Origin of the sequence: Wolbachia endosymbiont (group B) of Lycaena phlaeas, assembly GCF_947251875.1 — a bacterium.
In the GTDB taxonomy this organism is placed as follows: domain Bacteria; phylum Pseudomonadota; class Alphaproteobacteria; order Rickettsiales; family Anaplasmataceae; genus Wolbachia.
Genome location: NZ_OX366392.1, coordinates 271,502 through 297,926, shown reverse-complemented (window position 1 = coordinate 297,926; position 26,425 = coordinate 271,502). Strand labels below are relative to the sequence as shown.

Sequence of the window (26,425 nt, the reverse complement as noted above, 5' to 3'; positions counted from 1 at the left end):
ATACTACCTCATTAGATATATTCAATTTGACTGATCATAGTGCGATGCCACCACACTCTCTTCTTCATCAGAATGTAATTGATAACTATTATCACTCAGCAATTTTTCGTCATAAGTCTCAATATCAAAATATTTTTCATATTTATCTATATTTTCACAAAGCGAAAGTGCTTTCACCTTATTCATAATCAGACCCGTACCAGCAGGAATTAACCTTCCTACTATAACATTTTCTTTTAACCCACTCAAAGGATCACTCTTTCCGCAAAATGCTGCTTCCGTAAGTACTTTTGTTGTTTCTTGGAAAGAGGCAGCAGAAATAAAGGAATTAGTTTCAAGGCTTGCTCTAGTAATTCCCTGCAGAATAGGAAGATAATGAGCAGGTCGTTTTCCAGAGTTATTCATAGCATCATTTTCTCTATCAATTTCCAGCCTGTCAATATTTTCTCCAATTAAGTACATAGTATCACCAGGATCGGTAATTTCTACTTTTTGTAGCATTTGCTTTAAGATCACTTCTAAATGCTTGTTATCTATGCGCACACCTTGCAATCTATAAACTTGCTGTATTTCAGAAATCATATAGTGTGCTAACGCTTCTAACCCAAGCACACGTAGAATATCATGAAGATCAGGATCGCCATCCATCAATAAATCACCTTTACGCACAAAATCACCTTCATTAACTATTACATGCTTACTTCTTGATACTAAATACTCAACTGGAGAAGCTTGCTTATCTACAGGTTTAATTACTATACTGCGTTTTCCTCTACGGTCTTTTTCAGAGAACATTACATAGCCATCTATTTCACTAACGATAGCATGCTCTTTAGGACGACGTGCTTCAAATAATTCTATAACCTTAGGCAAGCCACCAGTAATATCACGAGTTCTAACCGACTCTCTCGGCGTTCTTGTGATAACATCACCTGCATGAACCTTTTGGCCATCCTGTACATTAAGCACTGCACCAACTGGTATAAAGTAACATGCTTCCACACCACTTGAAAGTGTTATTACTTTTTCATTATCATCAAGCAGTGCAATACGAGGACGTAAATTAGCTACACCAGAGTACAATTTCCAATCTTTTACTACTCTATTTGATATCCCTGTAGATTCATCCATCACTTCAGTGATTGAAATTCCATCTTTTAAATCCTGGTAAGATATTGTACCACTCTTTTCCGTAATAATAGGTAGTGTATACGGATCCCATTCCGCAACTTTATCACCAATTTTTACTAACTCACCCTCATTTACATAAAGTTTAGCACCATAAGGCACACTGTGCTTCAATTTTTCACTACCAAGGCTATCAATTAAAACGACTTCACAGGAACGGCTTATCACAATTTTATTTCCGTTTTTATCTATAATTATATTACTATTGTTTAATTTTATTCTAGCATTAATAGAAGCTATAATATTTGAGGATTCAACACCTCTAGTCATTACCCCACCTATATGGAAAGTACGCATCGTTAACTGAGTACCTGGCTCTCCAACAGATTGAGCAGCGATAACACCAACTGCTTCACCTATTGAAACAATTTTACCAGTTGCAAGGTCTCTTCCATAACACAAAGAACACACACCAGGACTTATTTCACAAGTTAAAGGCGATCTAATTTTTATAACATCAAGACCTGCAATGTTGATTTGCTTTACTTTACCTTCATCAATTAGTTCCCCTGCTTTTAATAATAACTCTTTGGTTACTGGGTTATATATATCATTTGCAGCTGTTCTACCCAGTACAACACTCTCTAGAGATGCAACTATAGTACTACCTTCAACTATAGCTCTTACAATAAGGCCATTTTTCGTTTTACAGTCATGTTTTGTAACTATGCAATTTTGAGATACATCAACCAAGCGACGAGTTAAGTATCCAGAGTTTGCAGTTTTAAGTGCAGTATCAGCTAAACCTTTACGCGCACCGTGAGTAGAATTAAAGTATTCAAATACATTTAATCCTTCGCGAAAATTAGAAATTATAGGTGTTTCTATAATTTCACCAGAAGGTTTGGTCATTAACCCTCGCATTCCTGCTAACTGCTTCATCTGGGAAGTAGAACCTCTTGCACCGGAGCTAACCATCATATATATTGAATTGTACTTACTATTTTCATCATACAGAGATATCGCTTTTAACATATCATTCGCTATTATATCTGTGCACTTAGACCACTCATCTATAACTTTATTATACCTCTCACTTTTAGTGATTAGTCCGTCTTGATACTGTGCAGAAAATTTCTTAATTTCACCCCTTGTATAATCAACGTGTGTAGCTTTAGTTTCAGGTATGACCATATCGCAACGACTAAAAGAAGTACCAGAAAATGTAGCATACTCAAAGCCAAGTGTCATCAATTTATCAGAAAATACCACTGTAGCACTTTGACCGCAGCTACGATATACTAAATCAACAATACTAGTTATTTCCTTAACTGTTAATACCTGATTTATTAAATCGAAGCTTAGATTCTCATGTTTAGGAAAAATCTGCCATAATATTAAACGTCCAGGAGTTGTACAAATAGTTTTATACTGAATGTTTCCATCGCTATTGATGTGTTCCATTTTGTACTTTATATGAGAATGAATATGCAGAGTACCGTTGTTTAAGGAATGCTCAACTTCACAAAAAGCACAAAAAAGTGGTAAATCATCCTTCTTAAGTTGCTGTAAAGTTAGGTAGTATATACCAAGCACTATATCTTTACTAGGAACTATAATCGGTCTTCCATTAGAAGGACTTAAAACGTTATTAATTGACATCATCAACACTCTAGCTTCAAGTTGAGCTTCCAATGAAATTGGCACATGTACTGCCATTTGATCACCATCAAAGTCAGCGTTAAATGCTGTACAAACAAGTGGATGAAGCTGTATTGCTTTACCTTCAATAAGGACTGGCTCAAAAGCCTGAATACCAAGCCTATGTAGCGTAGGCGCTCTATTTAGCAAAACAGGATGCTCTTTTATTACTTCTTCAAGCATATCCCAAACTTCTGGCTTTTCTGCTCTTATTAACTTACTAGCAAATTTAATAGTTGGAGCCATTCCATATATTTTAAGCCTTGAGTAAACAAAAGGCTTGAATAGCTCAAGAGCCATTCTTTTCGGTAATCCACACTGATTTAGTTTCAAAGTTGGACCAACAACTATTACAGAACGTCCAGAATAATCTACCCTTTTTCCTAAAAGATTCTGACGGAAACGACCTTGCTTTCCTTTCAGCATATCGCTAATAGACTTTTTATATCCAGTAGCGCCAGCTTTATTTACCAGAGCATTACGACGACTATTATCAAAAAGAGAATCAACTGCCTCTTGTAACATTCTTTTCTCATTACGAATCATAATCTCAGGAGGATTTAAACTTAACAATTTTCTCAATCTATTATTTCGATTAATAATAGTTCTATAATGATGATTTAAATCAGAAACTGCAGGTCGACCACTTTCAAGCGATACCAAGGGACGCAAGTCAGGTGGTAAAATAGGTATAGCTGTAAGTATCATCCACTCAGGTCTGTTTCCAGACTTGATAAAATTTTCAACAATACGTAATCTCTTTATAATTTTCTTTCTTCTCATTTCAGAAGCAACAGACTCTAACTCCTGTCTTAAATTCTTCCTAATTTCATGTAAATCAAGGCGTATTAGCAATTCTCTTATAGCTTCAACACCTTGCATAGCTATAAAGCTATCGACCCCATAGCTATCTTTAGCTTCATTATAAGCTTTCTCACTAATAATTTCACCTTTTTCAAAAGAGGAAACAAGAGGATCTATTACAACATAATTATCACTATACAAAATACTTTCGATATCTCTAAGAGACATATCTAATAATGCTCCAATTCTTGAAGGAAGTGACTTCAAAAACCATATATGAGCAACAGGAGATGCAAGCTCTATATGACCCATTCTTTCTCTTCTTACTTTAGAAGATGTAACTTCTACTCCACATTTTTCGCATATACGGCCCCTATGTCTTCTTTTTTTGTACTTTCCACATAAACATTCATCATCATTGACAGGACCAAAAATTTTAGGACAAAATAATCCACCTTTCTCAACTTTGAATGTACGGTAGTTTGCAGTTGAAACATCTGTTATCTCTCCATAAGACATACGTTTAATACTTTCAGGGCTAGCAATGGAAATGCTAACCTCATTAAAAGATTGCGCGATGTTAGTATGAGATATATCTTCAATTACTATGTCATTTTGCTTCAAATCCACATTAAAACACAAGGAACGCAACTCTTTTATCATGACATTAAAGGATTCAGGAATTCCACATTCAAAGTTACTGTCACCTTTTATTACCGATTCATAAATCTTAACCCTGCCATTAATATCATCAGACTTCACAGTTAACATTTCCTGCAAAGTGTAAGCAGCACCATAGGCTTGCAATGCCCAACATTCCATTTCACCAAAACGCTGACCACCAAAATGAGACTTTCCTCCAAGAGGTTGTTGAGTAACTAAGCTATAAGGTCCTACTGAACGCGCATGAATTTTACCATCTACTAAGTGATGCAACTTAAGCATGTACATGTAACCAACTGTAACTTTGCGATCAAACTTCTCACCCGAGCAACCATCATATAATACAACTTGCCCAGAGTTATCCAATCCAGCAAGTTCAAATAGCTTTACTATTTGTTCATCTTTTGGACCTTCAAATACAGGTGCAGTAACAGGAATGCCATCACGCAACTTATACGCAAATTCAATGAGGTGATTATCATTAATATCGCGAATGTTATTACAAATAGATAAATTACTGCCACAACTATAAACCTCAATCAGGAAGTGACGTAAACTACTGTGTGCATCTTTACAAGAGTTGAAATAATTCTCTACTAATGTAGTCAATTCATTATTTAATTCATCCTTATTAGGCGTATCTAAAATAGAAGCCGTTATTTCATCATCATTAATATCCTCAAATTTTTTATTATCAAGATATAATGCTGCAAATTTTTCAAAATCATCATCACTGAGAGATCTAATTGCCTCACAAAAAGCACGTTTGATTTTATTGATCTCATCAAGAATATTGCCTACTTTTTCTCCTAATTTTTTACAAGCCCAACCTACATGCGTTTCCAATATTTGACCTACATTCATTCGCGAAGGAACGCCAAGAGGGTTAAGAATAATATCAATAGGAGTACCATCTTCTAAATAAGGCATATCTTCTACTGGAACAACTCGAGAAATCACACCTTTATTTCCATGTCTACCAGCCATCTTATCCCCTGGCTGCAAACTATGTTTTACAGCAATAAAAACTTTTACTGACATCGACACACCTTGAGGCAGATCATAGCCTTCATGCAATTTTTCTACTTTTCGCTTAAAGTTTGCTATCGCATGTGATACTTTTTCATCAAAATCTTTTTTTAAGCTCTCAACTTGCTTAGAAATAGATTGGTTTTTCAATCCTATATCCCACCATCCCTCACGTTCAATAAAATTAATACTTTCTCGATCTTGAGAGCCAGAATTAATAAGAATTTTTCTTAATTCATCATAGAAATATTGATTAATAACATTGATTATATGGTCTCGTTCTTTCTCAAAGTCGTTTGCCTCTTTTTGTTTAATAAGAAACGCCCTTTCGTTTTCTTCTTCCCCTCTGCGTGTAAAGACCTGCACATCAATCACTATCCCTTCAATATCTGGAGATGTATATAAAGAGGAATCCACACAATCAAATGACTTTTCACCAAAAATTGTCATTAACAATTTTGTCTCAGGAGGCAATGAAAGAGAATGCTTAGGTGTAACTTTCCCCACCAAAATATAACCTGGACCAACTCTTGTACCAACCTTTACTATACCACTATCATCCAAGTGATAAAGATTTTCTTCATTAACACCGGGTATGGCACGAGTTATTTTTTCCGACCCTAAAGGAGTGTCATGTACAACACATTCAAATTCTTCTATATGAATAGAAGTAAATAGATCTTTTTTAACAACTTCACTAGAAATAATGATTGAGTCTTCAAAATTATAACCTTGCCAAGACATAAAAGCGACTAGCAAGTTTTGGCCAAGTGCCAATTCACCGTTATTAATAGCAGGACCATCAGCTATCACATCACCTTCCTTAACACAATCACCTACATGCACCAGTGGTTTCTGGTTAATACAAGTATTATGGTTAGAACGCTGAAATTTTCTTAGATGATAAATATCTACATCCAAGTAGTTAATTCCTCCTTTGTCAAAAGCACGTATAACTATAGAGTTACTATCTGAGCTGTCAACTATGCCACCACGTTTTGCTAAAACTACAGCACCAGAGCCAGAAGCTACGAAAGATTCCATGCCAGTAGCAACCAAAGGAGCAGTAGGCTTCAATAAAGGTACAGCTTGACGCTGCATATTTGAACCCATTAACGCTCTATTAGCATCATCATTTTCTAAAAATGGAATTAAAGAAGCAGCAACCGATATTACCTGCTTAGGAGATAAATCAATGTAACTTACTTGATTACTATTTACCATTACAAAGGTACCAGCATACCTACAGTATAACATATCATCAACAAAGCAGTTGTTCTCATCAAGCTTTGCGCTGGTATCGGCTATATAATATAAACCTTCATCTATAGCAGACAGATACTCAATTTGATCAGTAACAACCTTATTAACTACTTTCCTATAAGGACTTTCAATGAACCCATATTTATTAATACGAGCGTATATAGCTAAGCTATTAATTAAGCCTATATTCTGCCCCTCAGGAGTTTCAATAGGGCAAATTCTTCCGTAATGAGTTGGATGAACATCACGCACTTCAAATCCCGCCCTCTCTCTTGTTAAACCACCAGGACCTAACGCTGACAACCTTCTTTTATGTGTTATTTCAGATAATGGATTAGTCTGATCCATAAATTGAGATAATTGGGAAGAGTTGAAAAAATCTCTTAAGACATTGGTTAACACTTTTGGATTTATAAAATCAGATGGAGAGACTTTATCTAAACTAGAAGTAGACATAGAATCAACTACTGCCCGTCCCAATTTTAATAATCCAGTTCTAAATTGATTTTCTATAAACTCTCCAACTGAACGGACTCTTCTATTTGCTAAATGATCAATATCATCTACAGATCCTTGACCATCACGTAACAATACTATTTTTCTTATAATTTCAATAATGTCTTCATGTGTTAAAGTAGTTAAATTTTCCTCATAATTTAACCCAAGGCAAGAGTTAAGTTTTAATCTACCAATGTTAGACAAATCATAATATTCCGAACTGAAGAAAAGATTACGAAAAAACTCCTCTACTATCTTTAAAACAGGAACTTCACCAGGACGCAAAACCTTATATATTTCATATAGAGCGTTCTCATAAGACATGTTTTCATCTAAGAAAAGTGTGTTTAATATGTAAGGTCCAACAGAAACATTATCTATGTTCAACACTGATATTTTATCTATAGATAATAATTCAAGCTTTTTTATATCCTCTAATTTTATAGATTCACCAGCAGATAAGACTTTTGTAGAACTAGCACTATCTATTAAATCTTCTGCAAGAAATAAACCACATATAGAATCATAAGGAATTAGATACTCTTTCAATCCGTTATCATATAGATTTTTAGCTAATTTTGAAGTAATACGAACATTGGCTTTAAGTAACACATTGCCTTCAACATTCTTTAAATCAAAAGGAAGCCTCACTCCCTTGAATTTATCAGGGGAAAAAGGTACTCTCCAGCCACTTTTATGTTTTATATACTCTATTTTTTCATAAAATTTATTAAGTATGTCATTATTTGATAAGCCCAAAGCCTTTAATAAAACTGATATTGGCAACTTTCTCTTTCTATCAATACGAAAATACAAATGATCTTTAACATCAAACTCAATATCAAGCCAAGAACCTCTATAAGGAATAACTCTAGCAGAATAGATCAATTTGCCAGAATTGTAAGTTTTTCCCCTATCACTATCAAAAAACACTCCAGGAGATCTATGCATTTGTGAAACGATAACTTTCTCTACGCCATTGATGATGAAAGTACCTTTATCAGTCATCATAGGCAGTTCACAAAAGCGAACCTCCTGCTCTTCAGCAGATTTTATAACAGTTGCAAGCTTAGAATGATCATCATCTTCTTTAATCTCTTGATATTTTTCAAGAGAAACACCATCCTGCATAATAACAAGACGTATAGAAGCAATAACCTGAGCAGAAAAAGTTATACCACGTTTTATACATTCAGATTCACTATACTTAAGATCATCTACCCTACAATTCAAAAATTCGATAGTAGCCCTATGCAAAGGATCAGATATTGGAAAAATTGTATGAAAGATAGCTTCAAGTCTTTCATTACTCTCATTATTAGGAGTAAAGGAATTATATGACCCCTTTTGGACTTTAACCAAATCCAACAAAGAATCTTTTAAATCAATCGACCTGGAATAAGAAACTCTAGGAACAAAAGCACTAGAAGCACACATATAAGAAGAATCAACCATTAAAATACCTTCACTAATTAAAAGAGCTATATCAACATAAAATTAATATACTAACATTTTATTCAAGCTCAACTTTAGTTGCTCCTGCTTCAATAAGTTTTTGCTTTATTTTTTCTGCTTCGTCTTTAGAAACATTAGCAGTCAAATCTTTGGGTAAAGACTCAACTAATTCTTTCGCTTCTTTTAAATTCAATGTAGAATTAACTTCTCTAATAGCTTTAATCACTCCTATTTTTTTGCTTGCATCAATCTCTTTGATTACAACTTTATATTCAGCTTTTTCTTGAGCAACAGGAGCATTAGCATTATCACTAATAGGCACCCCAGCACCAACAGCTCCACCAAGAAAAGAACCACTAGGCAACCCTATTTTTTCTTCTAGAACTTTTACAAGTTCAGAAGCTTCTAATAGATTTAAAGATAATATTTTATCAACCAAATCACTTGTTACATTATTCATACTGACCACCTTATTTAACAACAAATTTATTTTTTAGAACTATAGTAATCCAAAACTCTCATAAGCCTCATAGAAGATGAATTAATAGACAATGCTAACCGAGCAGGAATATCATAAGATATTAAACGCATAATTTTAACACGCAATTCATCCAGAGAGGGAAGCTTAGCCAATTTGTTAACATCTTCCACTGTTAACAATTCATTTATATGAGCCGCACAAATCACAGACATTTTTTCTTTGTTAGCATTAATAAAATCAACTATTAACTTTGCAGCTTCTACTATAGCACTAGAATATATAATAGCAACAGAACCAGAAAATTTACCTGATAAATAAGAAAATTTACCAGTCCTTTCCAAAGCCAAGCAAGCTAGAGTATTTTTAACTACTAACATCCCACCCATTACAGATTTTAGACTATTCCTAAGAATTAATGAATTGCTAACATTCATAGACTTGAAATTTACCAATATTAAGAAATCATTATTTACAAACACATTCATTATGTTTTGTATAAATTCATCCTTATCTTTACGCTTCACAATTTCGCTCCCTTAAATTATATCTTCTACTTTGTTTATTTTATGAGCTTTACCCATAGTTGAATTTAAAAAAACGCTTTTAAAGTAAACTCCTTTCACAGAAGCAGGTTTATTGTCTCTAATTACTTTAAGAAAGGCTTTTAAATTTTCCAGCAAATCATCAATATCAAATTTAATACTTCCTAATTTACCATGAATAACCCCATTTTTATCCGTCCTGAATTTTATTTGACCAGACTTAATGGTTTTAGTAGCTTCCGCAATGTTAGAAGTCACAGTACCAAATTTAGGGTTAGGCATCAGCCCTTTAGCACCCAATACTTTTGCAATAGGAGTGATTTTTGCCATGAAATCAGGAGTAGTGATGCACCAATCAACATTCAACTTTCTACCTTTTTTTATCTCTTCAATTAAATCTTCTCCTCCTGTAATATCAGCACCAGCTTTTTCAGCTTCTAATAAATGTTTATCTTGAGCAAAAACAGCTACTTTAATATTCTTCCCGATACCTTTAGGCAAAACTACTGTACCACGCACCTGCTCTTCAGATTTACGTGAATCTACACCTAAATTGACTGCGATATCAACTGATTCATTAAATTTTGCTGAAGCAGACTCAACAACCTTCTCCAAACATTGCTTAGAATTATCATTATATGTACTCATTTACCTAACCTTCCACAACTTCTATACCCATAGATTTTGCAGTGCCTATAACCATCTTCACTGCTGAATCTTCATTATCCACTTTCATATCAACCATCTTACACTTTGCCACTTTAATGATAGCAGACATAGATAATTTAGCCACTAATTCTTTACCAGAATTACCAGAAGCTTTACTTAATTTAGCTTCCTGCTTAAGCAAATAAGCCACAGGCGGACCGCTGACAGTAAAATCATGAGAGCGATCATCCTTTATGGAAATTCTCACTGTTACTAAATCACCTACTTTATAACTAGCGTTAGCAGCGCTAGTAGCTTTATTAAAAGCTTCACAAAATTTAGGAACAGGTATACCACGCGGGCCAAGTACTGAAGCAATTTTCGGTCCTGGAACTGCTTTTCCAGCTTCCATAAGCAAGTTAATCTTAGCAACTACATTACTCATAATTAATCCTCTATTTTCTCTACTTGAGCCAAATCAAGCTCTATTATTGTTGGCTTACCTAAGATTGATACTTCAATATTAATAATTTTTTTCTCATCATTTACCATATCTACCTTACCAGTAAAATTTTGAAAAAGACCATCATTAATTTTTACTTTTTCACCTTTCTCATAACCATAACTCAACTTTTTCGTTTCTTGAGCATTGTAAAGCGCACTACACATTGAACGAATCTCATTATCCTCAATCACCTTTGGAACATTACCATTTTTCAAAAATCCATAAACCTTAAGAGATTTTGGTATATTATTAATAAAATTTAATACCTCATCGCATAAATTCATGTATAAAAAGACATAACCAGGAAAGGACTTCCTTCGTTTAGCATTTTTTTTAGATTTTAAATCCATCTCACTTAATTCTTCACAAGGAATAAAAACCCTATTAAAATAATTATTAATATTCAATCTCATAGAATTTTCTAATATATATTGGCGCACTTTCTCTTCATAATTAGAGGCAACTCTTAAAATGTACCACTTATATCTATTAAATTCCTTACGTTTTAAAATTACCTCATCATCTGAAATCATCTCAAAATGACCAGACTCATCACCACAAAACCCAGTCATTTGATTCAAAATATTTTTGCTTTCATCACACAGATGCATACATATATATACTTCACATAACTCTTTTATATCAGATTTTACATCACATACTGTCTGATAAGGAATAAACACCTCCTTAAAGTAAACAGTATTGGTTGCCAACTCGCATATATCCTTCTCATACCCGTAATCGACTTTAATGATATACCATTTATACTTATATTCCATAAATAATTCCAAATAAAGTCTTAATTACGTAAAGAGACATAAAATCTACGAAGCAAAAGAAAATCGAAAAGCATAATATAACAGTTATTACAATAAACAAAGATGACAATACCTGCTGTTTTTTTATCCAAGCAATTCTCCTTATTTCTTGCTTTATATCGCAAAAAAAAACATACAGGTTTTTTAACATTTCTACCATAATATTAATGCAGGAGCGATAGGAATTGAACCTACAACCTCTGGTTTTGGAGACCAGCGCTCTACCAATTGAGCTACACTCCTATAATTCAAAGTTTACTCTAAAATTTCCGAAACAACGCCAGAACCAACAGTTCTACCACCTTCTCTTATCGCAAAACGTAATCCTTTATCCATTGCTATTGGTACTTGCAACTCCACTTCTATACTTACATTGTCCCCTGGCATTACCATCTCCTTTCCATCTAGCAATTTTATGCTCCCAGTTACATCCGTTGTCCTTAAATAAAACTGTGGCTGATAATTTCCAAAAAATGGTGTATGCCTTCCTCCTTCTTCTTTCTTCAATATATACACCTCCGCATTAAATTTCTTATGCGGGGTTATTGTCCCTGGTTTTGCCAATACTTGCCCTCTCTCCACTTCTTCTCTCTTTGTTCCTCTTAGTAGTATTCCTACATTGAGTCCTGCACTTCCCTTATCTAGCAACTTCTTAAACATCTCAACACCAGTACATATCGTCTTTTGCGTCGCTTTCAGACCTATTATCTCTATCTCATCCCCTGTCTTTATCTCCCCCTTCTCTATTCTTCCTGTTACTACCGTCCCTCGGCCCGATATTGAAAATACATCTTCTATTGGCAACAAAAACGGCAAATCTATAGGCCTTGGAGGTACTGCCACATACTCATCTAACTTCTCCATCAATTTATCTATTGATTTCTTTCCATACTCACTACTATCATCCTCTAATGCTTTTAACGCAGACCCAACTATCATAGGCACTTCATCACCTGGAAATCCATACTTACTCAGCAACTCTCTCACTTCCATCTCTACCAAATCTATCATATCAGCATCAGCAACATCAGCTTTATTTATATATACCACGATATATCCAACACCCACCTGTTTTGCCAGCAATATATGCTCTCTCGTTTGTGGCATCGGCCCATCAACCCCTGACACTACCAATATCGCTGCATCCATCTGTGCTGCACCTACTATCATATTCTTTACATAATCAGCATGTCCAGGGCAATCAACGTGTGCATAGTGTCTCTTTTCTGTTTGATATTCAACATGCGCTGTTGCTATTGTTATCCCTCTCTTTCTTTCTTCTGGCGCTTTATCTATTTGATCATATGCTACAAAATTACCATAATGCTTTGTTATCGCCGCTGTTAACGTTGTCTTCCCATGATCCACATGTCCTATCGTTCCCACGTTTACATGCGGCTTTCCAAATGCTTCTACTATCGCTGTCATAATTACTAACCTTTAATTATACTTTAACTTTAACTCATCAACCACATATTGTGGCACTTGTTCATAACAAGAAAAATGCATACTATACTGAGCTCTTCCCTGAGATATAGAACGCAAAACATTTATATAACCAAACATATTTGCAAGAGGAACCGAAGCAGTAATTATTTTGCTATTATTACCTAAATCCAGCATATCAACAACACTGCCTCTTCTACTATTTATATCACCCATAACATCACCCATATATTCTTCAGGAGTAATGATTTCCACTTTCATTATAGGTTCTAGCATTTTTGGACCAGCTTTATTTGCCATTTCCTTAAAAGCACCCTTAGCAGCAAGTTCAAAAGCCAAAGGACTAGAATCAACATCATGAAAAGCACCATCAAGAAGAGTAGCCTTAAAATCAATCAATGGAAAGCCGGAAATTATACCACCTTCTTTTATCAACTCTAAGCCATTTTGCACTCCAGGTATATACTCTTTTGGAATAGCACCGCCTACAATTTTACTTTCAAACTGAAAGCCAAAACCAGGCTCAAGAGGTTCGAATTTTATTTTAACTTTAGCAAACTGACCAGCACCACCTGATTGTTTTTTATGAGTGTAATCAATTTCAACAGATTTAGTGATAGTTTCACGATATGCAACTTGAGGCGCACCAACGTTAGCTTCAACATTAAACTCGCGCTTCATTCTATCAATAATAATCTCAAGATGCAGCTCACCCATACCTTTCAATATAGTCTGCCCACTCTCTGCATTTACTGACATCCTTAAAGAAGGATCTTCTGCAACCAATCTATTCAAAGCAACACCTAATTTTTCCTGATCTGAGGTGGTTTTCGGTTCTATAGCAATTTCAATAACAGGATCAGGAAATTCCATACGCTCTAATAGTATAGGAAAATCAGATGAACATAAAGTATCACCAGTAATTGTTTTCTTTAATCCAACTAAGGCAACTATATCACCAACTTTAGCTTCGTTTATATCTTCTCTGTTATTTGCATGCATAAGCAACATTCTACCAATTCCTTCAGTCTCATTCTTTCCAGCATTTAACACAGCAGATTTAGATTTTAACTTACCGGAATAAATACGAATAAACGTCAAGCTACCTACAAATTTATCCGTCATCACTTTAAACGCAAGAGCAACGAATTTCTCTTTTTCTGAAGGTTTGATCTCAATTTTCTTTTCTGAATCTTTAGGATCAGTTCCAATAATTACATCAACATCAATAGGAGAGGGTAAAAAATCAACCACACCATCTAAAAGTGATTGCACGCCTTTGTTTTTAAAAGCTGACCCACATAATACAGGGACAAATTTTCCTTTAATGGTCCCGCTTCTCACACACTTTTTCAACAAATCAATTGGCAGATCGTTAGATTCAAAGTAAGTATTTATCGCCTCATCATCCATTTCAGCTGCAGCATCTAATAAAAGATTTCGATACTCTTGAGCCTTATCAAGCAAATCAGAAGGAATATCTTCATAAGAAAATTTAGCGCCCAATGTTTCTTCTTGCCATATAATAGCTTTCATAGAAATAAGATCGATTATGCCTTTAAAATCTTTCTCACTTCCTATTGGCAACTGAATAACTAAAGGTGATGCGCCAAGCTTCGTTTTTATCATATCGATACATCGATAAAAATTTGCCCCTATTCTATCCATTTTATTAACAAAGCAGATACGAGGAACGGTATATTTATCAGCTTGACGCCAAACCGTTTCAGACTGAGGCTCAACTCCAGCAACTCCATCAAATACAGCAACTGCACCATCCAAAACCCTCAAAGATCTCTCAACCTCAATAGTGAAATCAACATGACCAGGAGTATCTATTATATTAATCCTATGATCATTCCAAAAACATGTTGTTGCAGCAGAGGTAATTGTAATGCCACGCTCCTTCTCTTGCTCCATCCAATCCATAGAAGCCGCACCATCGTGCACTTCACCAATCCTATTTTGTTTACCAGTATAAAATAAAATACGCTCTGTTGTGGTGGTCTTGCCAGCATCTATATGAGCCATTATTCCTATATTTCTATACCTAGATATTAAAACTTCCATACCACAATCAATCAGCTAATATTAAAAACGAAGATGAGAAAATGCCTTATTAGCTTCAGCCATTTTATACTTTTCTTCACACATCTTAAATGCACCACCACATTTATTATAAGCATCTAATATTTCAGACTGCAAACAATAAACAGTAGTTCTACCACTCTTTTTGCGAGCAGCAGAAGTTGCTCTAGCAATCCACCTTAATGCCAAAGAAATTGCTCTATCTTGACGAATTTCAACAGGGACTTGATAAGTTGCACCACCAATACGCCGAGAGCGTACTTCTATAGAAGGGGTAACATTTTCTACTGCTGTTTCAAAAATTGATAAGGCATCTTTGCCTATTTTCTTTTCAGCTAAGGACAAAGCACTATAAGCAATCTTTTCTGCAATAGACTTTTTACCACATTTCATAATTATATTAATAAAACGCATAAGCAAGACACTACCATAACGAGAGTCAGGGCTTGTTCTTTTTTTTGCTTTATTACGACGTGCCATAAATTTTAACCAGATTTCTTTACACCATATTTCGAACGGGCTTTCTTTCGATTTTGCACACCACGTAGATCAAGAGCACCTCTTATTATGTGATAACGTACACCCGGCAAATCCTTAACTCGCCCACCACGTATTAAAACAACGGAATGCTCTTGTAAATTATGACCTTCGCCAGGTATATAAGCCGTCACTTCACCGTATCCACTAATCTTTACTCTAGCTACCTTACGTAGTGCTGAGTTAGGCTTTCTAGGAGTTGTAGTATATACCTTAGTGCAAACACCCCTTCTTTGAGGATTGCATTTTCCCAAAGCTGGCACCTTCTTCTTGCGAGTTAACCCTGATCTACCCTTACATATTAATTGATTTATCGTAGGCATATACTGTAAATTTAAAACTCTGAAAATAACTAAGTCTTAGTTATAAAATAATAAACCTCAATAGTCAATATAAAAATAAACATTACTACTCTAATAATCTCAGCCCAATTGCTTTGAAAGCTACTGATAATTATATGCTAAAGCGCATATTGGTTTTAATATTAAGAAATTATCACTTGCTGTGGTCGAATTAATATAGATATGGAACAAGTAATATACTGTGATGGCTATCAAAGAATATGCAGAAAATAATCCTTATAATAGAGCCAAGAGTTTCTAACATTAATGCAAAAATACTAACCGAATTACCAGTAAAGCCAGATGATTTTTACAATCCTACTCTTGACACTTAGATTTAATGCAGCTACCCTAAGTTCAAAATTCTATACTCAATTTTGCTGTTCTTGCATACAAGGAACACGTTTTTAGAATAATGAAAACAATCAGCGCTTTAATTAAAGAAGGGTCAAAGCTACTATCATCACATAGAATTGAATCACCACATTTGGATTGTGAAATCATCATGCAGTACGTACTTGGAGTAGAAAGATCATTCACAATCATGAATCACACCAATCAGGTACCAAGAAACAAAGAGCTTCTATTCTGGAAATTAACAAAAAAAAGAGCAGAAAGATATCCAATATCGCAAATAATAGGTAATCGTGAATTCTGGAGTAAAAATTTTATAGTTAACCAACATGTTCTAGATCCAAGACCAGATAGTGAGACAGTAATTTCAACAGTGTTAAAATATTACCAAAATAAGAAGCAAAAAATAAAAATTGCAGATTTTGGCACAGGCACAGGCTGTTTGTTGATCTCCATACTTAGTGAGTATGAATATGCTATTGGAGTTGGTTTTGAAAAAAGCCTGGAAGCATACAAAATTACCTGCCAGAACACAAAGAAACATAATCTTCTCAACAGAGCTAAAATATTTCCAAATTCGTGGACAGAATGTAGAGATTTATTTGATCTTATAATAAGCAATCCTCCATATATTAAAAGAAGTAAGTTAAAAAATCTGCAAGCTGAAGTGCAAAAAGAGCCAAGAATTGCTCTTGATGGTGGTATCGATGGATTGAGCTGTTACCTGAGTATTTTTCCAATATTGAAAAAGTGCCTTAAAAAAGATGGGTTTGCGATACTGGAAATAGGCGAAGATCAGAGCAATATTGACAAAATAATACCCTTATATGGACTGGCTTTTCAGGAATACGTATACGACTTGGCTGGAATGAAAAGATGCATTGTTGTAAAGCAAGATAAAGAACATGACTAGTAGAACGCTAGCTTTCTAAGAACCTGTTCATAATCTCAAGAAAGGCATAAAGTAAGAAATAGAGTGTATAAATTAGGATATATGAGGAGTGTATACCCAAGTGACATAAGTCGAGAGAAGTTTGAGATTATTTCACCAGATCTGGAGTCTTGTGGAAAAAACAAAACCAAGAAAACTTGATTTGTATGAATATATTTTGCGGAGTGTTGTACGCCCTAAAAAGTGGTTATCAGTGGAGGATGCTACCAAAAGAGTTTCCCAAAACGGCGCAATTGTTATGATTATTTCAAAAATGGAGTGAAAAAGTAAAAGGAAATAAAAAAAAGTATTTTGGAGTGCATGTTAAAAAAAATAGTTAGTGTGGTCCGACAAAACAATGTTTGGAAAGAAAAAATCAGCTTTTGCATAATTGACACTCAGAGTGTAAAGAACGCAGACACTGATGAAGAAAAAGGCTATGACGCTGGTAAAAAAATCTCAGGAATAAAACGCCATATCGCACGAGATATAGATGTTTGCTATTTATTCTTAAGCTTGGGAGTGTTAAATAGCATTTTACTTTTTTTAGTATGTAGAGATTTTCTAGGAATTATTCTATTGAATTCTATGATATTATTTTCTGTAGCATTGTTATACATACCATAAGAGTGAACTGACGAAATTTGTAAAGGAGTTTTATGGCTTAGCTACATGGTACTAACACTCAAGTAAATTTTCATCAATGACGCAATTTGCTATGTCTATATCTCACATAGCTTACAACTTGCTTTACTCCTTTTACTTTTCTTGCAATTGCTATTACAGCTTTTAATTCCGCCTTATTTTGAGCTATACCCATCAAATAAACGACTCTATCAACTGTATTAACGCTATAATTAATTGATTTAATATTTCTTTTTCCCAGAAGCCTCGTGCTTATCTCTGCTGTTATCATACCATCTACAGTAACATCTAGCATAGAAGTCATTTTAATTGGTGTGACTCTTATTTCATTTATCACTTCTTTAATCTCTTTTTGCTGCCAAGCTATTTTCTCTGCTGTGAGTTGCTTTTCATGATTATCAACATTTCCAATGAGTAATACTCTTCCTTCACTCACTTTAACTTTTATAGATGAGAACAGTCCGTGTTTTAAGAGTCCCTTATTGATTCTTATTACTATAGTTGTATCATCAATAATGTTTCCCAAGGATTTATCTTGCATTGTTATTGCTGTAGCCGCTGCAGTTGCTGTTACCACTATACCACTTACAAGAGTCGTACAGCCACTCTGTGTAATCAGAAAAATTGCGAGTAAGAAGCTTGCTATTAATCTCATTATTAATTTCCAGAGTTTAGAGCCTTAATTAAAGAATATTAATAAGCTTTTTTTATTGTGTAAATACTATAAATTGAATAAGCCTTGAATATTTCTAAGACAGTACTTATCTTAATAGTGTTAGTTAAAGTAATTTAGGCTTAGACTCATAGTGGAGTTAACCAGTATTATAAGTTCAGTCTGTGGTACTAAAATCTAATCTTTAAATTGCATAAGATGACAGAAGTGGTTATCTATAAGTTAATGAAGGGCTCTTGCGGATATGGCGAAATTGGTAGACGTGCCAGGTTTAGGTCCTGGTGAGCTTGCTCGTGGGGGTTCAAGTCCCTCTATCCGCACTTAAAGTCATGTAACTCAGGTTTTAAGAGAAAATTTATAATCACTAAGTACACTTTTGTTTGTATAAGAACCTGTTCTTAAGGATTGTATTTAACTTAAATTCTGGTAAAATGGCTTTATTAAAACATAAATAAAATATTGATAACAGGTTGTAATGTCTAGTAATATACCTCAAAATGCAGTCGAAGCAGATACATTAAGTAATATATATACCTATAAGGAACTTAGTGTAGATAAACTAAAGTATGAGTATGAAATCACAGTTAGTAGTGATTATATAGAACAAAAGATAAACTCTAGATTACAAGAAATAGCGAAGAATGCAAAATTTCCTGGATTTAGATCAGGAAAGATGCCTTACGATCTTGTTATTACAAATTATAAAAACGAAGCTTTGGAATATGTGATAAACGATACGATTGACTATTGCTCAAGTGATTTAATGAAAAAAATCGAAGTTAAGTCTCACATCCATCCTAAGGTTGATATTATGTCATTACCAAACCTTGATAAAAAGGATAAAAAAGGTGACTTTCTGTACAAATTATCTTTTGAATCGATGCCAAAAGTGCCAGTAATAGATCTTGATAAAATAAATTTGAAGAAAGTTAAGGCAAAAATCAAAGAGGGAGACATAAAAGAATTTATTGATTCTATAAAAACAAAATTTCCTAACTTTGTCTCTGTTGATGATGCTTCTTATCAAGCAAAAAACGAGGATAAACTGATAATTGACTTTGAAGGGCGAATTAGAAATAAGCTCTTTCAAGGTGGAAGTGGCAAAAATTTTACTGTTAATTTAGGATCTGGAACATTTATAAATGGTTTTGAAGATCAATTAATTGGCATGAAAAAAGGGGAAACAAAAAGCTTTAAGTTGAGATTTCCTGAAGATTACCAGGTAATTTCCCTTGCGGGACAGGAGGCTGCTTTTTCTGTTCGAGTTAATGACATTCAGATTGCCAAAGATTTGCAAAGTGATAATGAAATAGCTAGGAGAATTGGTTTTGAAGATCATTCTTCGCTAATAGATCATGTAAAAGAAGTAATTGATAATCAGTGTAAAGAAATGGAAGATCTCTTAATTAAGAAAGAGCTATTTGATTGTTTGGATGCTAGTTATAGTTTTGATTTGCCTATAGAAGTAGTAAAACAGGAACAGCAGAGAGTGGAAAGAGAGTTGAATGCTAAAGATGATTCGTGTAAAGAAGCTGAAAGACGCGTAAAGCTTGCAATGCTATTCATGGAGTTCAGTAAAGAACATGAAATATCATTAACTCAAAGTGATATTATGAATGTTATTGTAAATCAATATGTCAGTAAAGATGTATCATTTGACAGGGTATTTAAACATTTTAAATCAGATGGACAATTTCAGGAATTAGTTAGAGGGCAAGCGCTTGAGTATAAAGTGACGGATTATATGATAGAAAAAGCTAGTAAAGAAGAACAGATTGTTTCTGTGAAAGAATTAAAGGAATTATTTGATAATATTTGATAGGAAAAGGTATGACTCTTATACCAATTGTAGTTGAACAAACTAGTCGCGGTGAGCGGGCTTATGACATATATTCAAGGCTAGTAAAAGAAAGAATAATTTTCGTAACTGGCCCTATTGAAGACAACATGGCCAGCGTAATAGTAGCACAGCTTTTATTTTTAGAATCGGAAAATCCCGATAAAGACATTTGTATGTATATTAACTCACCAGGTGGTGTTGTAACTGCTGGTTTGTCGATCTACGATACAATGCAGTATATAAATCCAGACGTTTCAACTTTGTGTATAGGTCAAGCTGCATCTATGGGTTCTTTGTTGCTTACAGCTGGTGCGGAGGGTAAACGTTACTCGCTACCTCATTCAAGAATTATGATACATCAGCCATCTGGTGGTTATCATGGGCAAGCAACTGATATAGAAATACATGCTAATGAAATTTTGCGAGTTAAGAAAAAATTAAATCAAATTTATGAAAAACATACTGGAAATTCACTAAAAAAAATTGAAGAAATGATGGAAAGAGATAAATTCATGGATCCTGAAGAAGCAATGAAAACTGGCTTAATTGACAGAGTAATAGCTGAGCGTAAAGATATGAAGATTGAAAATATTAAAGTTAAACAAAAGGTAGTTTAATGGATAACAATAATGATTTACACTACTGTTCTTTTTGTAACAAGGCACAAAACGAAGTAGATAAATTGATTACTAACTCTTCAGATGGTTTAAAGGTGTTCATTTGTAATGAATGCATAGAGTTATCCCATAAAGCAATAAGTCAAAAGAAAGAGAGAGCTTTTAATTCAGATCATATATCTGATATGAAGCTATTACTAAAGAAACCTGAAGATATAAAAATTTTTCTTAGTAAGCATGTTGTAGGTCAGGAACATGCGCAACACGTTTTATCTGTGGCTATGTATAACCATTGTCAATCCATGGTGCAACTTCATTCTATAAGTGATATTGAAATTGAGAAGTCAAATATAATGCTTATTGGCCCTACTGGTTCTGGTAAGACTTTGCTAGCAAAAACACTTGCTAAAGTTTCAGATGTGCCATTTGCTATGGCCGATGCGACAACTTTGACTGAGGCAGGTTATGTAGGTGATGATGTAGAAAGCGTGTTGTCACGTCTATTACAAGCTGCAAATTATGATGTTGCAAAGGCACAGCATGGTATAGTGTTTATCGATGAAATAGACAAGATTACAAGAAAATCTGAAAGCACTTCAATAACCCGTGACGTTTCAGGTGAAGGGGTCCAGCAAGCTCTGCTTAAGATTATGGAGGGTACAGTTGCTTATGTTCCGCCACAAGGAGGGCGAAAACACCCGCAACAAGAGTTTATACAAGTAGATACTAGTAATATACTATTTATTTGTGGAGGAGCTTTTGAAGGCCTAAATAAAATTATTGAGGCAAGAAAAAAGGGAACATCAGTTGGCTTTGGAGCAGATATAAGTCAGTCTAAAGCACAAAAGAAAAAAAATGCTTTACGCGATGCTCAACCTGAGGACTTAATCAAATTCGGTTTGATACCCGAATTTGTAGGACGAGTTCCAATAACTGCTGTTCTAGATGAGCTGGATCACGAAGATTTAATACATGTGTTGACAGAGCCAAGAAATGCGCTAGTAAAACAATATAAAGCATTGCTTGCATTTAGTAAAGTAAACCTTGAGTTTTCAGATGAAGCAATATCAGCTATTGCTAAAAAAGCTATAAGCTATAAAACAGGTGCAAGGATGTTACGTGCTATCTTAGAGTCACTTTTGCTTGATGTTATGTATATATCCGGCAACGGAGGTTTTGAAGGTAGCACTATAACGGTTACTAAGAAAATGGTAGAATTAGGCAAAGTGACGATTAATCATAATAATAAGGGTAGTGTTATAACGGTTAATGATTAATTTGAGGCATATATTATGAGTATTGGACGTGCTGTAAACTTTAATTCTACTGTATTACCAGTATTACCTCTAAGAGATGTAGTAATTTTTCCAAATATAATGTTGCCTTTATTCGTAGGTAGAGAAAAATCTGTTCATGCACTAGAGTATGCAATAAGTAGCAGTAGTCACCAAAACGAGATTTTTCTCATAGCACAAAAAGATGGTTCTATTGATAATCCAGAGCCAGAGAATCTTTATGAAGTAGGTGTGTTAGCAAACATTATACAACCATTAATAAAACTGCCTGACAATGCAGTAAAAGTCATGATTCATGGGGTAAGAAGGGGAAGAGTTATAGAATATATTAGCTCTCACACTTTGTTAGAGGCCAGAGTAGCGTTAGATGGTCATTATGAGTATGGAGAAAATGAAGATAATATTGATTTAGAAGCTTTAAGGCGTTCTGTTATAGATGCATTTGACAATTGGTGTAAACTAAGCAAGAAAAGTCGGCCCGAGATTATTATTGACCCCATTGATCAAGTTAAAGAGGTTAATCAAATTGTAGATATGATAGCTTCGTACTTAAATATAAAGGTATCAGACAAGCAAAACATACTTGAAGTTTATAACCCAAAAGAGCGTTTAAAAAAAGTTTTTGCTCTTATTGAGAGAGAAATAAGTATTTTGAGTGCACAAAACCGCTTGTATAAGACAATTAAATCACAGGTTGAAAGTACTCAAAAAGTTTACTACCTTAATGAGCAATTAAAAGCTATACAGAAAGAATTAGGTGAGTTTGAAAATGGAGATGAAGGGAATATACTCAATGAATTTGAAAAAAAGATAAATGAAACAAAGCTTTCTGAGGAAGCAAAAGAGAAAGCCATAACTGACTTAAAGAGATATAAGAAAATGAATCCCATTTCTCCTGAAGCAACAGTTATATCTAGTTACTTGCATTGGTTGCTTGATTTGCCATGGGGAAAGTACAAAGATGCAAAAATTAACTTAAATGCGGCTAAAAAAATCTTAGATGAAAATCATTATGGCATAGAGAAAGTAAAAGATAGAATAATAGAATTTTTAGCAGTATTAAAGAGAGTAAAAGAGATAAAGGGTCCTATACTTTGCTTAGTTGGACCACCTGGTGTTGGTAAAACTTCTTTAGCTAAGTCTATGGCAAAAGCAGTAGGAAGAGATTTTGTTCGCATATCTCTTGGTGGTATACGTGATGAGTCTGAAATACGAGGACACAGGAAAACTTATATTGGCTCAATGCCTGGTAAAATCATTCAACACATGAAAAAAGCTAATTCATGCAACCCGCTTTTCCTGCTTGATGAAATAGATAAGATGGGTTCTGATTCGCGTGGTGATCCTGCATCTGCATTACTTGAGGTTTTGGATACTGAGCACAATAAACATTTTACAGATCATTACTTGGAAGTTGAGTTTGATCTTTCAAGTGTAATGTTTGTAGCCACAGCAAATAGCTTAAATTTACCGCATCCTTTGCGTGATAGGATGGAAATTATACAATTATCTGGGTATACCGAAGACGAGAAGATCAGTATTGCTACACATCACCTTATTCCAAAATTAAAAAAAGAGCATGGTTTGCATCAGAAGGAGTGGGAAATAACCAATGAAGCATTATACGAGTTGATACGTTTATATACACGTGAAAGCGGCGTGCGAAGCATGGAAAGGGAACTTGCAAAACTCATGAGAAAGGCAGTTAAAGCAATATTAACTGATAAAAATAAGAAAATATCCGTAGAGACTGGTAATTTACAAGATTATCTAGGGGTACGTAAGTATACCTTTGGCATTGCAGAAAATGAGAGTTTGGTAGGGATAGTAACTGGTCTTGCCTATACTGAAACAGGTGGTGATATTTTAATGATAGAGTCAGTCCTAATTCCGGGCAAGGGGGAAATAAAATACACAGGAAAGCTTGGAGAGGTTATGCAAGAGTCTATAAAAGCTGCGTATAGTTATGTGCGATCAAATTGTTTATTTTTCGGTATAAAACCCGAAAAATTTCAAAATAATGATATACATTTGCATGTACCTGAGGGTGCTGTGCCAAAAGATGGTCCCTCTGCTGGCAGTGCAGTATGTACATCTATTGTTTCTCTTATGACAAATATACCAGTTAACAAAAGTGTTGCTATGACAGGTGAAGTAACATTGCGTGGTAGAGTGTTGGCTATTGGGGGTTTGAGAGAAAAATTGCTTGCTGCGCTAAGAGGATCAATCAAAACTGTGATTATACCAAGTGAAAATGAGAAAGATATGCAAGAGATTCCTGCAAATATAAAAGAAGAAATCAATGTAATTTTTGCTGAGAATATTGATGAAGTTATAAAAGTTGCTTTGATGCACCCTATTACTTCAATTGATGATAATAACGAAATTAGTGTGTCTACCTCCATAGAAAATAAGGATAATACCTTCCCTTCATCAGAAACATTAAAGCACTAAATTGAAAAGGTTTATGCAATTTTCGTTTCTTTTTTTTAACCTCAAAGCTCTGATTTGAATATATAAATTACAAGTAACATATATGGCAATTTCATAAGTTCATTTTTCAAGCATATATTGCAATATCTCACTAGCAATTGCAACATCTTGGCGTGGAGTTTTACCATGTTCTATAAACACTGAGATTGCATAGCGCGGATCATGGTAGGGGCCATAAGCGATAAACAATTTATGACTTTCACCTTTAGAGTTTATCTCTGGTGTTCCGGTTTTGCCAGCAATTTGTATACTGCCTAGTCCTTTTCTATAGTTAGAATTCACCACGTCAAACATAGCTTTTCGAACCACACTAAGATGCTCATGATTCACATCAATATCAAGAAAGTCTTGCCCTGATTTACTCATCTCAATGTGGGGAATTACCTCCTTTCCTGTTGCAACCCTCGCTGCAAGAACTGCAAGCTGTAATGGCGTTGTAAGTAAATACCCTTGTCCTATAACTAAGTTAATGGTATCACCTAAATACCACTCTGAATATAGCTTGCGTGCACGCCAATCCACATCAGGCAACAATCCCGGAGCTTCTTCCTTAAACATTCCAATTAATGGTCCACTTCCTATACCAAATTTGCTAGCCATTTCTAGTAGAGAATCTACATTTATTTTTTTTCCTATATTATAAAAGTAAGTGTTGCATGAGAAGGCCATTGCCTCGTTTAAAGATACATATCCATGGACTTTGCTTTTTAGGCAACGAAATTTTCGTTCACCTATTTTCATATAGCCCCTACACGAGAACTTTTCTTCTGGTGTTATTATTCCATCTTTTAAACCCGCAAGCGCATCTATTATTTTAAATATTGAACCAGGTGGAATTTGATATGATAATGCACGGTTTACAAGCGGTAATGAAGGATTGTTTAAATTTTTCCAAGTTTCATTTGATAATCTGCTAGTGAAAAGATTATTATCGTAAGAAGGTGAATTATATAATGCTAAAATTTCTCCGTTATTTACATCAATTACCACTGTGGAACCTTGGTGATCTTTAAATATCTCTGCAATTTTCTTCTGTAAATCAACATCAATTGTCAGCTGTATATCTTGTCCATCTTGCTGCGGTATGCTAGATAACTCTCTCATGATACGCTTCTTAGAATTTATTTCCTGCTCAGATTTTCCGGTCTTGCCTTTTAATACATGATCATATGTATATTCAATTCCACTAACCCCTGCTTCATTTATGTCTTGCTGTTTTTTTGTATATCCGATTATATGAGAACATATCGAACCAAACGGGTAATAACGTTTATAAAGAGCAGTTATTTTTGTATCTGATGATTTTGTTGTATCAGGTTTAATTTCTGATAACATCTGCAAATCAACTTCCCTAGTAAAGGTTTTTTGCCCATCAAATAAAACAATATACGAAATTTTGTTTACTGCGAGTTCAACGCTATTCCTATCCAAAATCCTGCCTCGTTTAGGCACAATAGTAACAACTTTTATCCTATTATTATTGGATAGCACTTCATATTTTTGTCTATCTCGTACTTGTAAAGTATACAACCTATAACTAAAAATAGCAGAAATAGTAAGCTGAATACCACCTAATATGAATGCCCTGCGGTTGAAGACCTTGTTTTTTGTCCACATAGAATTCCTTTAG

Annotated in this window: 18 protein-coding genes, 2 tRNA genes and 1 pseudogene; 7 read left to right on the top strand and 14 right to left on the bottom strand. The window is 34.4% G+C overall.

The window, feature by feature from the left end; all coding sequences use genetic code 11:
* Positions 1-21: 21 nt before the first annotated feature.
* The 12 genes from OPR37_RS01350 to rpsL form a co-directional block, all read right to left on the bottom strand.
* Complete coding sequence (locus tag OPR37_RS01350) at positions 22-8,541, bottom strand: DNA-directed RNA polymerase subunit beta/beta' (RefSeq protein ID WP_082241855.1); 8,520 nt, start codon at positions 8,539-8,541, stop codon at positions 22-24.
* A gap of 58 nt (positions 8,542-8,599) precedes the next feature.
* Positions 8,600-9,001 (bottom strand): 50S ribosomal protein L7/L12, encoded by a 402-nt coding sequence (gene rplL, locus OPR37_RS01345; protein ID WP_007301986.1) that lies wholly within the window; start codon positions 8,999-9,001, stop codon positions 8,600-8,602.
* A gap of 26 nt (positions 9,002-9,027) precedes the next feature.
* Positions 9,028-9,546, bottom strand: a complete 519-nt coding sequence (gene rplJ, locus OPR37_RS01340; protein ID WP_007301987.1) for a 50S ribosomal protein L10 — start codon at positions 9,544-9,546, stop codon at positions 9,028-9,030.
* Positions 9,547-9,558: 12 nt separating this feature from the next.
* On the bottom strand, positions 9,559-10,212 hold the full coding sequence (rplA, locus tag OPR37_RS01335) for a 50S ribosomal protein L1 (protein ID WP_007301988.1): 654 nt from the start codon (positions 10,210-10,212) through the stop codon (positions 9,559-9,561).
* Positions 10,213-10,216: 4 nt separating this feature from the next.
* Positions 10,217-10,657: a 50S ribosomal protein L11 gene (locus OPR37_RS01330; protein WP_007301989.1), complete on the bottom strand. Its 441-nt coding sequence runs from the start codon at positions 10,655-10,657 to the stop codon at positions 10,217-10,219.
* 2 nt (positions 10,658-10,659) lie between these two features.
* Positions 10,660-11,496, bottom strand: coding sequence for a transcription termination/antitermination protein NusG (nusG, locus tag OPR37_RS01325; protein ID WP_010406831.1), 837 nt, complete (start codon positions 11,494-11,496; stop codon positions 10,660-10,662).
* The gene (gene secE / locus OPR37_RS01320) at positions 11,486-11,686 is read right to left on the bottom strand and encodes a preprotein translocase subunit SecE (protein ID WP_007301991.1); all 201 of its coding nucleotides are present in this window, start codon (positions 11,684-11,686) and stop codon (positions 11,486-11,488) included. The genes nusG and secE overlap by 11 nt, the downstream gene beginning before the upstream one ends.
* 19 nt (positions 11,687-11,705) lie before the next feature.
* Positions 11,706-11,778: transfer RNA gene (locus OPR37_RS01315), tRNA-Trp, on the bottom strand.
* A 12-nt stretch (positions 11,779-11,790) separates the two neighbouring features.
* Complete coding sequence (gene tuf, locus OPR37_RS01310; protein ID WP_007301992.1) at positions 11,791-12,963, bottom strand: elongation factor Tu; 1,173 nt, start codon at positions 12,961-12,963, stop codon at positions 11,791-11,793.
* 12 nt (positions 12,964-12,975) lie between these two features.
* Entirely contained in the window at positions 12,976-15,051 is a 2,076-nt protein-coding gene (fusA, locus tag OPR37_RS01305) for an elongation factor G (protein WP_006014698.1), read from the bottom strand.
* Between the two features lie 21 nt (positions 15,052-15,072).
* Positions 15,073-15,549 (bottom strand): 30S ribosomal protein S7, encoded by a 477-nt coding sequence (gene rpsG, locus OPR37_RS01300; protein WP_006014699.1) that lies wholly within the window; start codon positions 15,547-15,549, stop codon positions 15,073-15,075.
* A 5-nt stretch (positions 15,550-15,554) separates the two neighbouring features.
* The gene (gene rpsL, locus OPR37_RS01295; RefSeq protein WP_010406837.1) at positions 15,555-15,929 is read right to left on the bottom strand and encodes a 30S ribosomal protein S12; all 375 of its coding nucleotides are present in this window, start codon (positions 15,927-15,929) and stop codon (positions 15,555-15,557) included.
* Positions 15,930-16,362: 433 nt separating this feature from the next.
* On the opposite strand from rpsL, the gene prmC reads away from it, so the two are divergent.
* Positions 16,363-17,214, top strand: a complete 852-nt coding sequence (gene prmC / locus OPR37_RS01290) for a peptide chain release factor N(5)-glutamine methyltransferase (protein WP_019236648.1) — start codon at positions 16,363-16,365, stop codon at positions 17,212-17,214.
* Between the two features lie 81 nt (positions 17,215-17,295).
* A pseudogene (locus tag OPR37_RS01285) lies at positions 17,296-17,721 on the top strand (transposase); the annotation flags it as partial.
* Between the two features lie 211 nt (positions 17,722-17,932).
* Here OPR37_RS01285 and OPR37_RS01280 read toward each other — a convergent pair.
* Positions 17,933-18,532 carry a BON domain-containing protein gene (locus OPR37_RS01280; RefSeq protein ID WP_019236651.1) on the bottom strand — a complete coding sequence of 200 codons (600 nt, stop codon included), beginning with the start codon at positions 18,530-18,532 and terminating at the stop codon, positions 17,933-17,935.
* A 256-nt stretch (positions 18,533-18,788) separates the two neighbouring features.
* Between OPR37_RS01280 and OPR37_RS01275 the strand changes: the two genes are divergently transcribed.
* The 5 genes from OPR37_RS01275 (at position 18,789) to lon (ending at position 24,756) form a co-directional block, all read left to right on the top strand.
* Positions 18,789-18,870 (top strand) — tRNA-Leu (locus OPR37_RS01275).
* Positions 18,871-19,025: 155 nt separating this feature from the next.
* Positions 19,026-20,369 carry a trigger factor gene (tig, locus tag OPR37_RS01270; RefSeq protein ID WP_007301998.1) on the top strand — a complete coding sequence of 448 codons (1,344 nt, stop codon included), beginning with the start codon at positions 19,026-19,028 and terminating at the stop codon, positions 20,367-20,369.
* A gap of 11 nt (positions 20,370-20,380) precedes the next feature.
* Positions 20,381-21,007, top strand: a complete 627-nt coding sequence (clpP, locus tag OPR37_RS01265; protein ID WP_007301999.1) for an ATP-dependent Clp endopeptidase proteolytic subunit ClpP — start codon at positions 20,381-20,383, stop codon at positions 21,005-21,007.
* Complete coding sequence (clpX, locus tag OPR37_RS01260) at positions 21,007-22,284, top strand: ATP-dependent Clp protease ATP-binding subunit ClpX (RefSeq protein WP_007302000.1); 1,278 nt, start codon at positions 21,007-21,009, stop codon at positions 22,282-22,284. The genes clpP and clpX overlap by 1 nt, the downstream gene beginning before the upstream one ends.
* 15 nt (positions 22,285-22,299) lie before the next feature.
* The gene (gene lon, locus OPR37_RS01255) at positions 22,300-24,756 is read left to right on the top strand and encodes an endopeptidase La (protein WP_149168627.1); all 2,457 of its coding nucleotides are present in this window, start codon (positions 22,300-22,302) and stop codon (positions 24,754-24,756) included.
* A 99-nt stretch (positions 24,757-24,855) separates the two neighbouring features.
* Here lon and OPR37_RS01250 read toward each other — a convergent pair whose 3' ends face one another.
* A complete protein-coding gene (locus OPR37_RS01250) occupies positions 24,856-26,412 on the bottom strand; it encodes a penicillin-binding transpeptidase domain-containing protein (RefSeq protein WP_149168628.1) in 1,557 nt (518 codons plus the stop codon).
* Positions 26,413-26,425 lie beyond the last annotated feature (13 nt).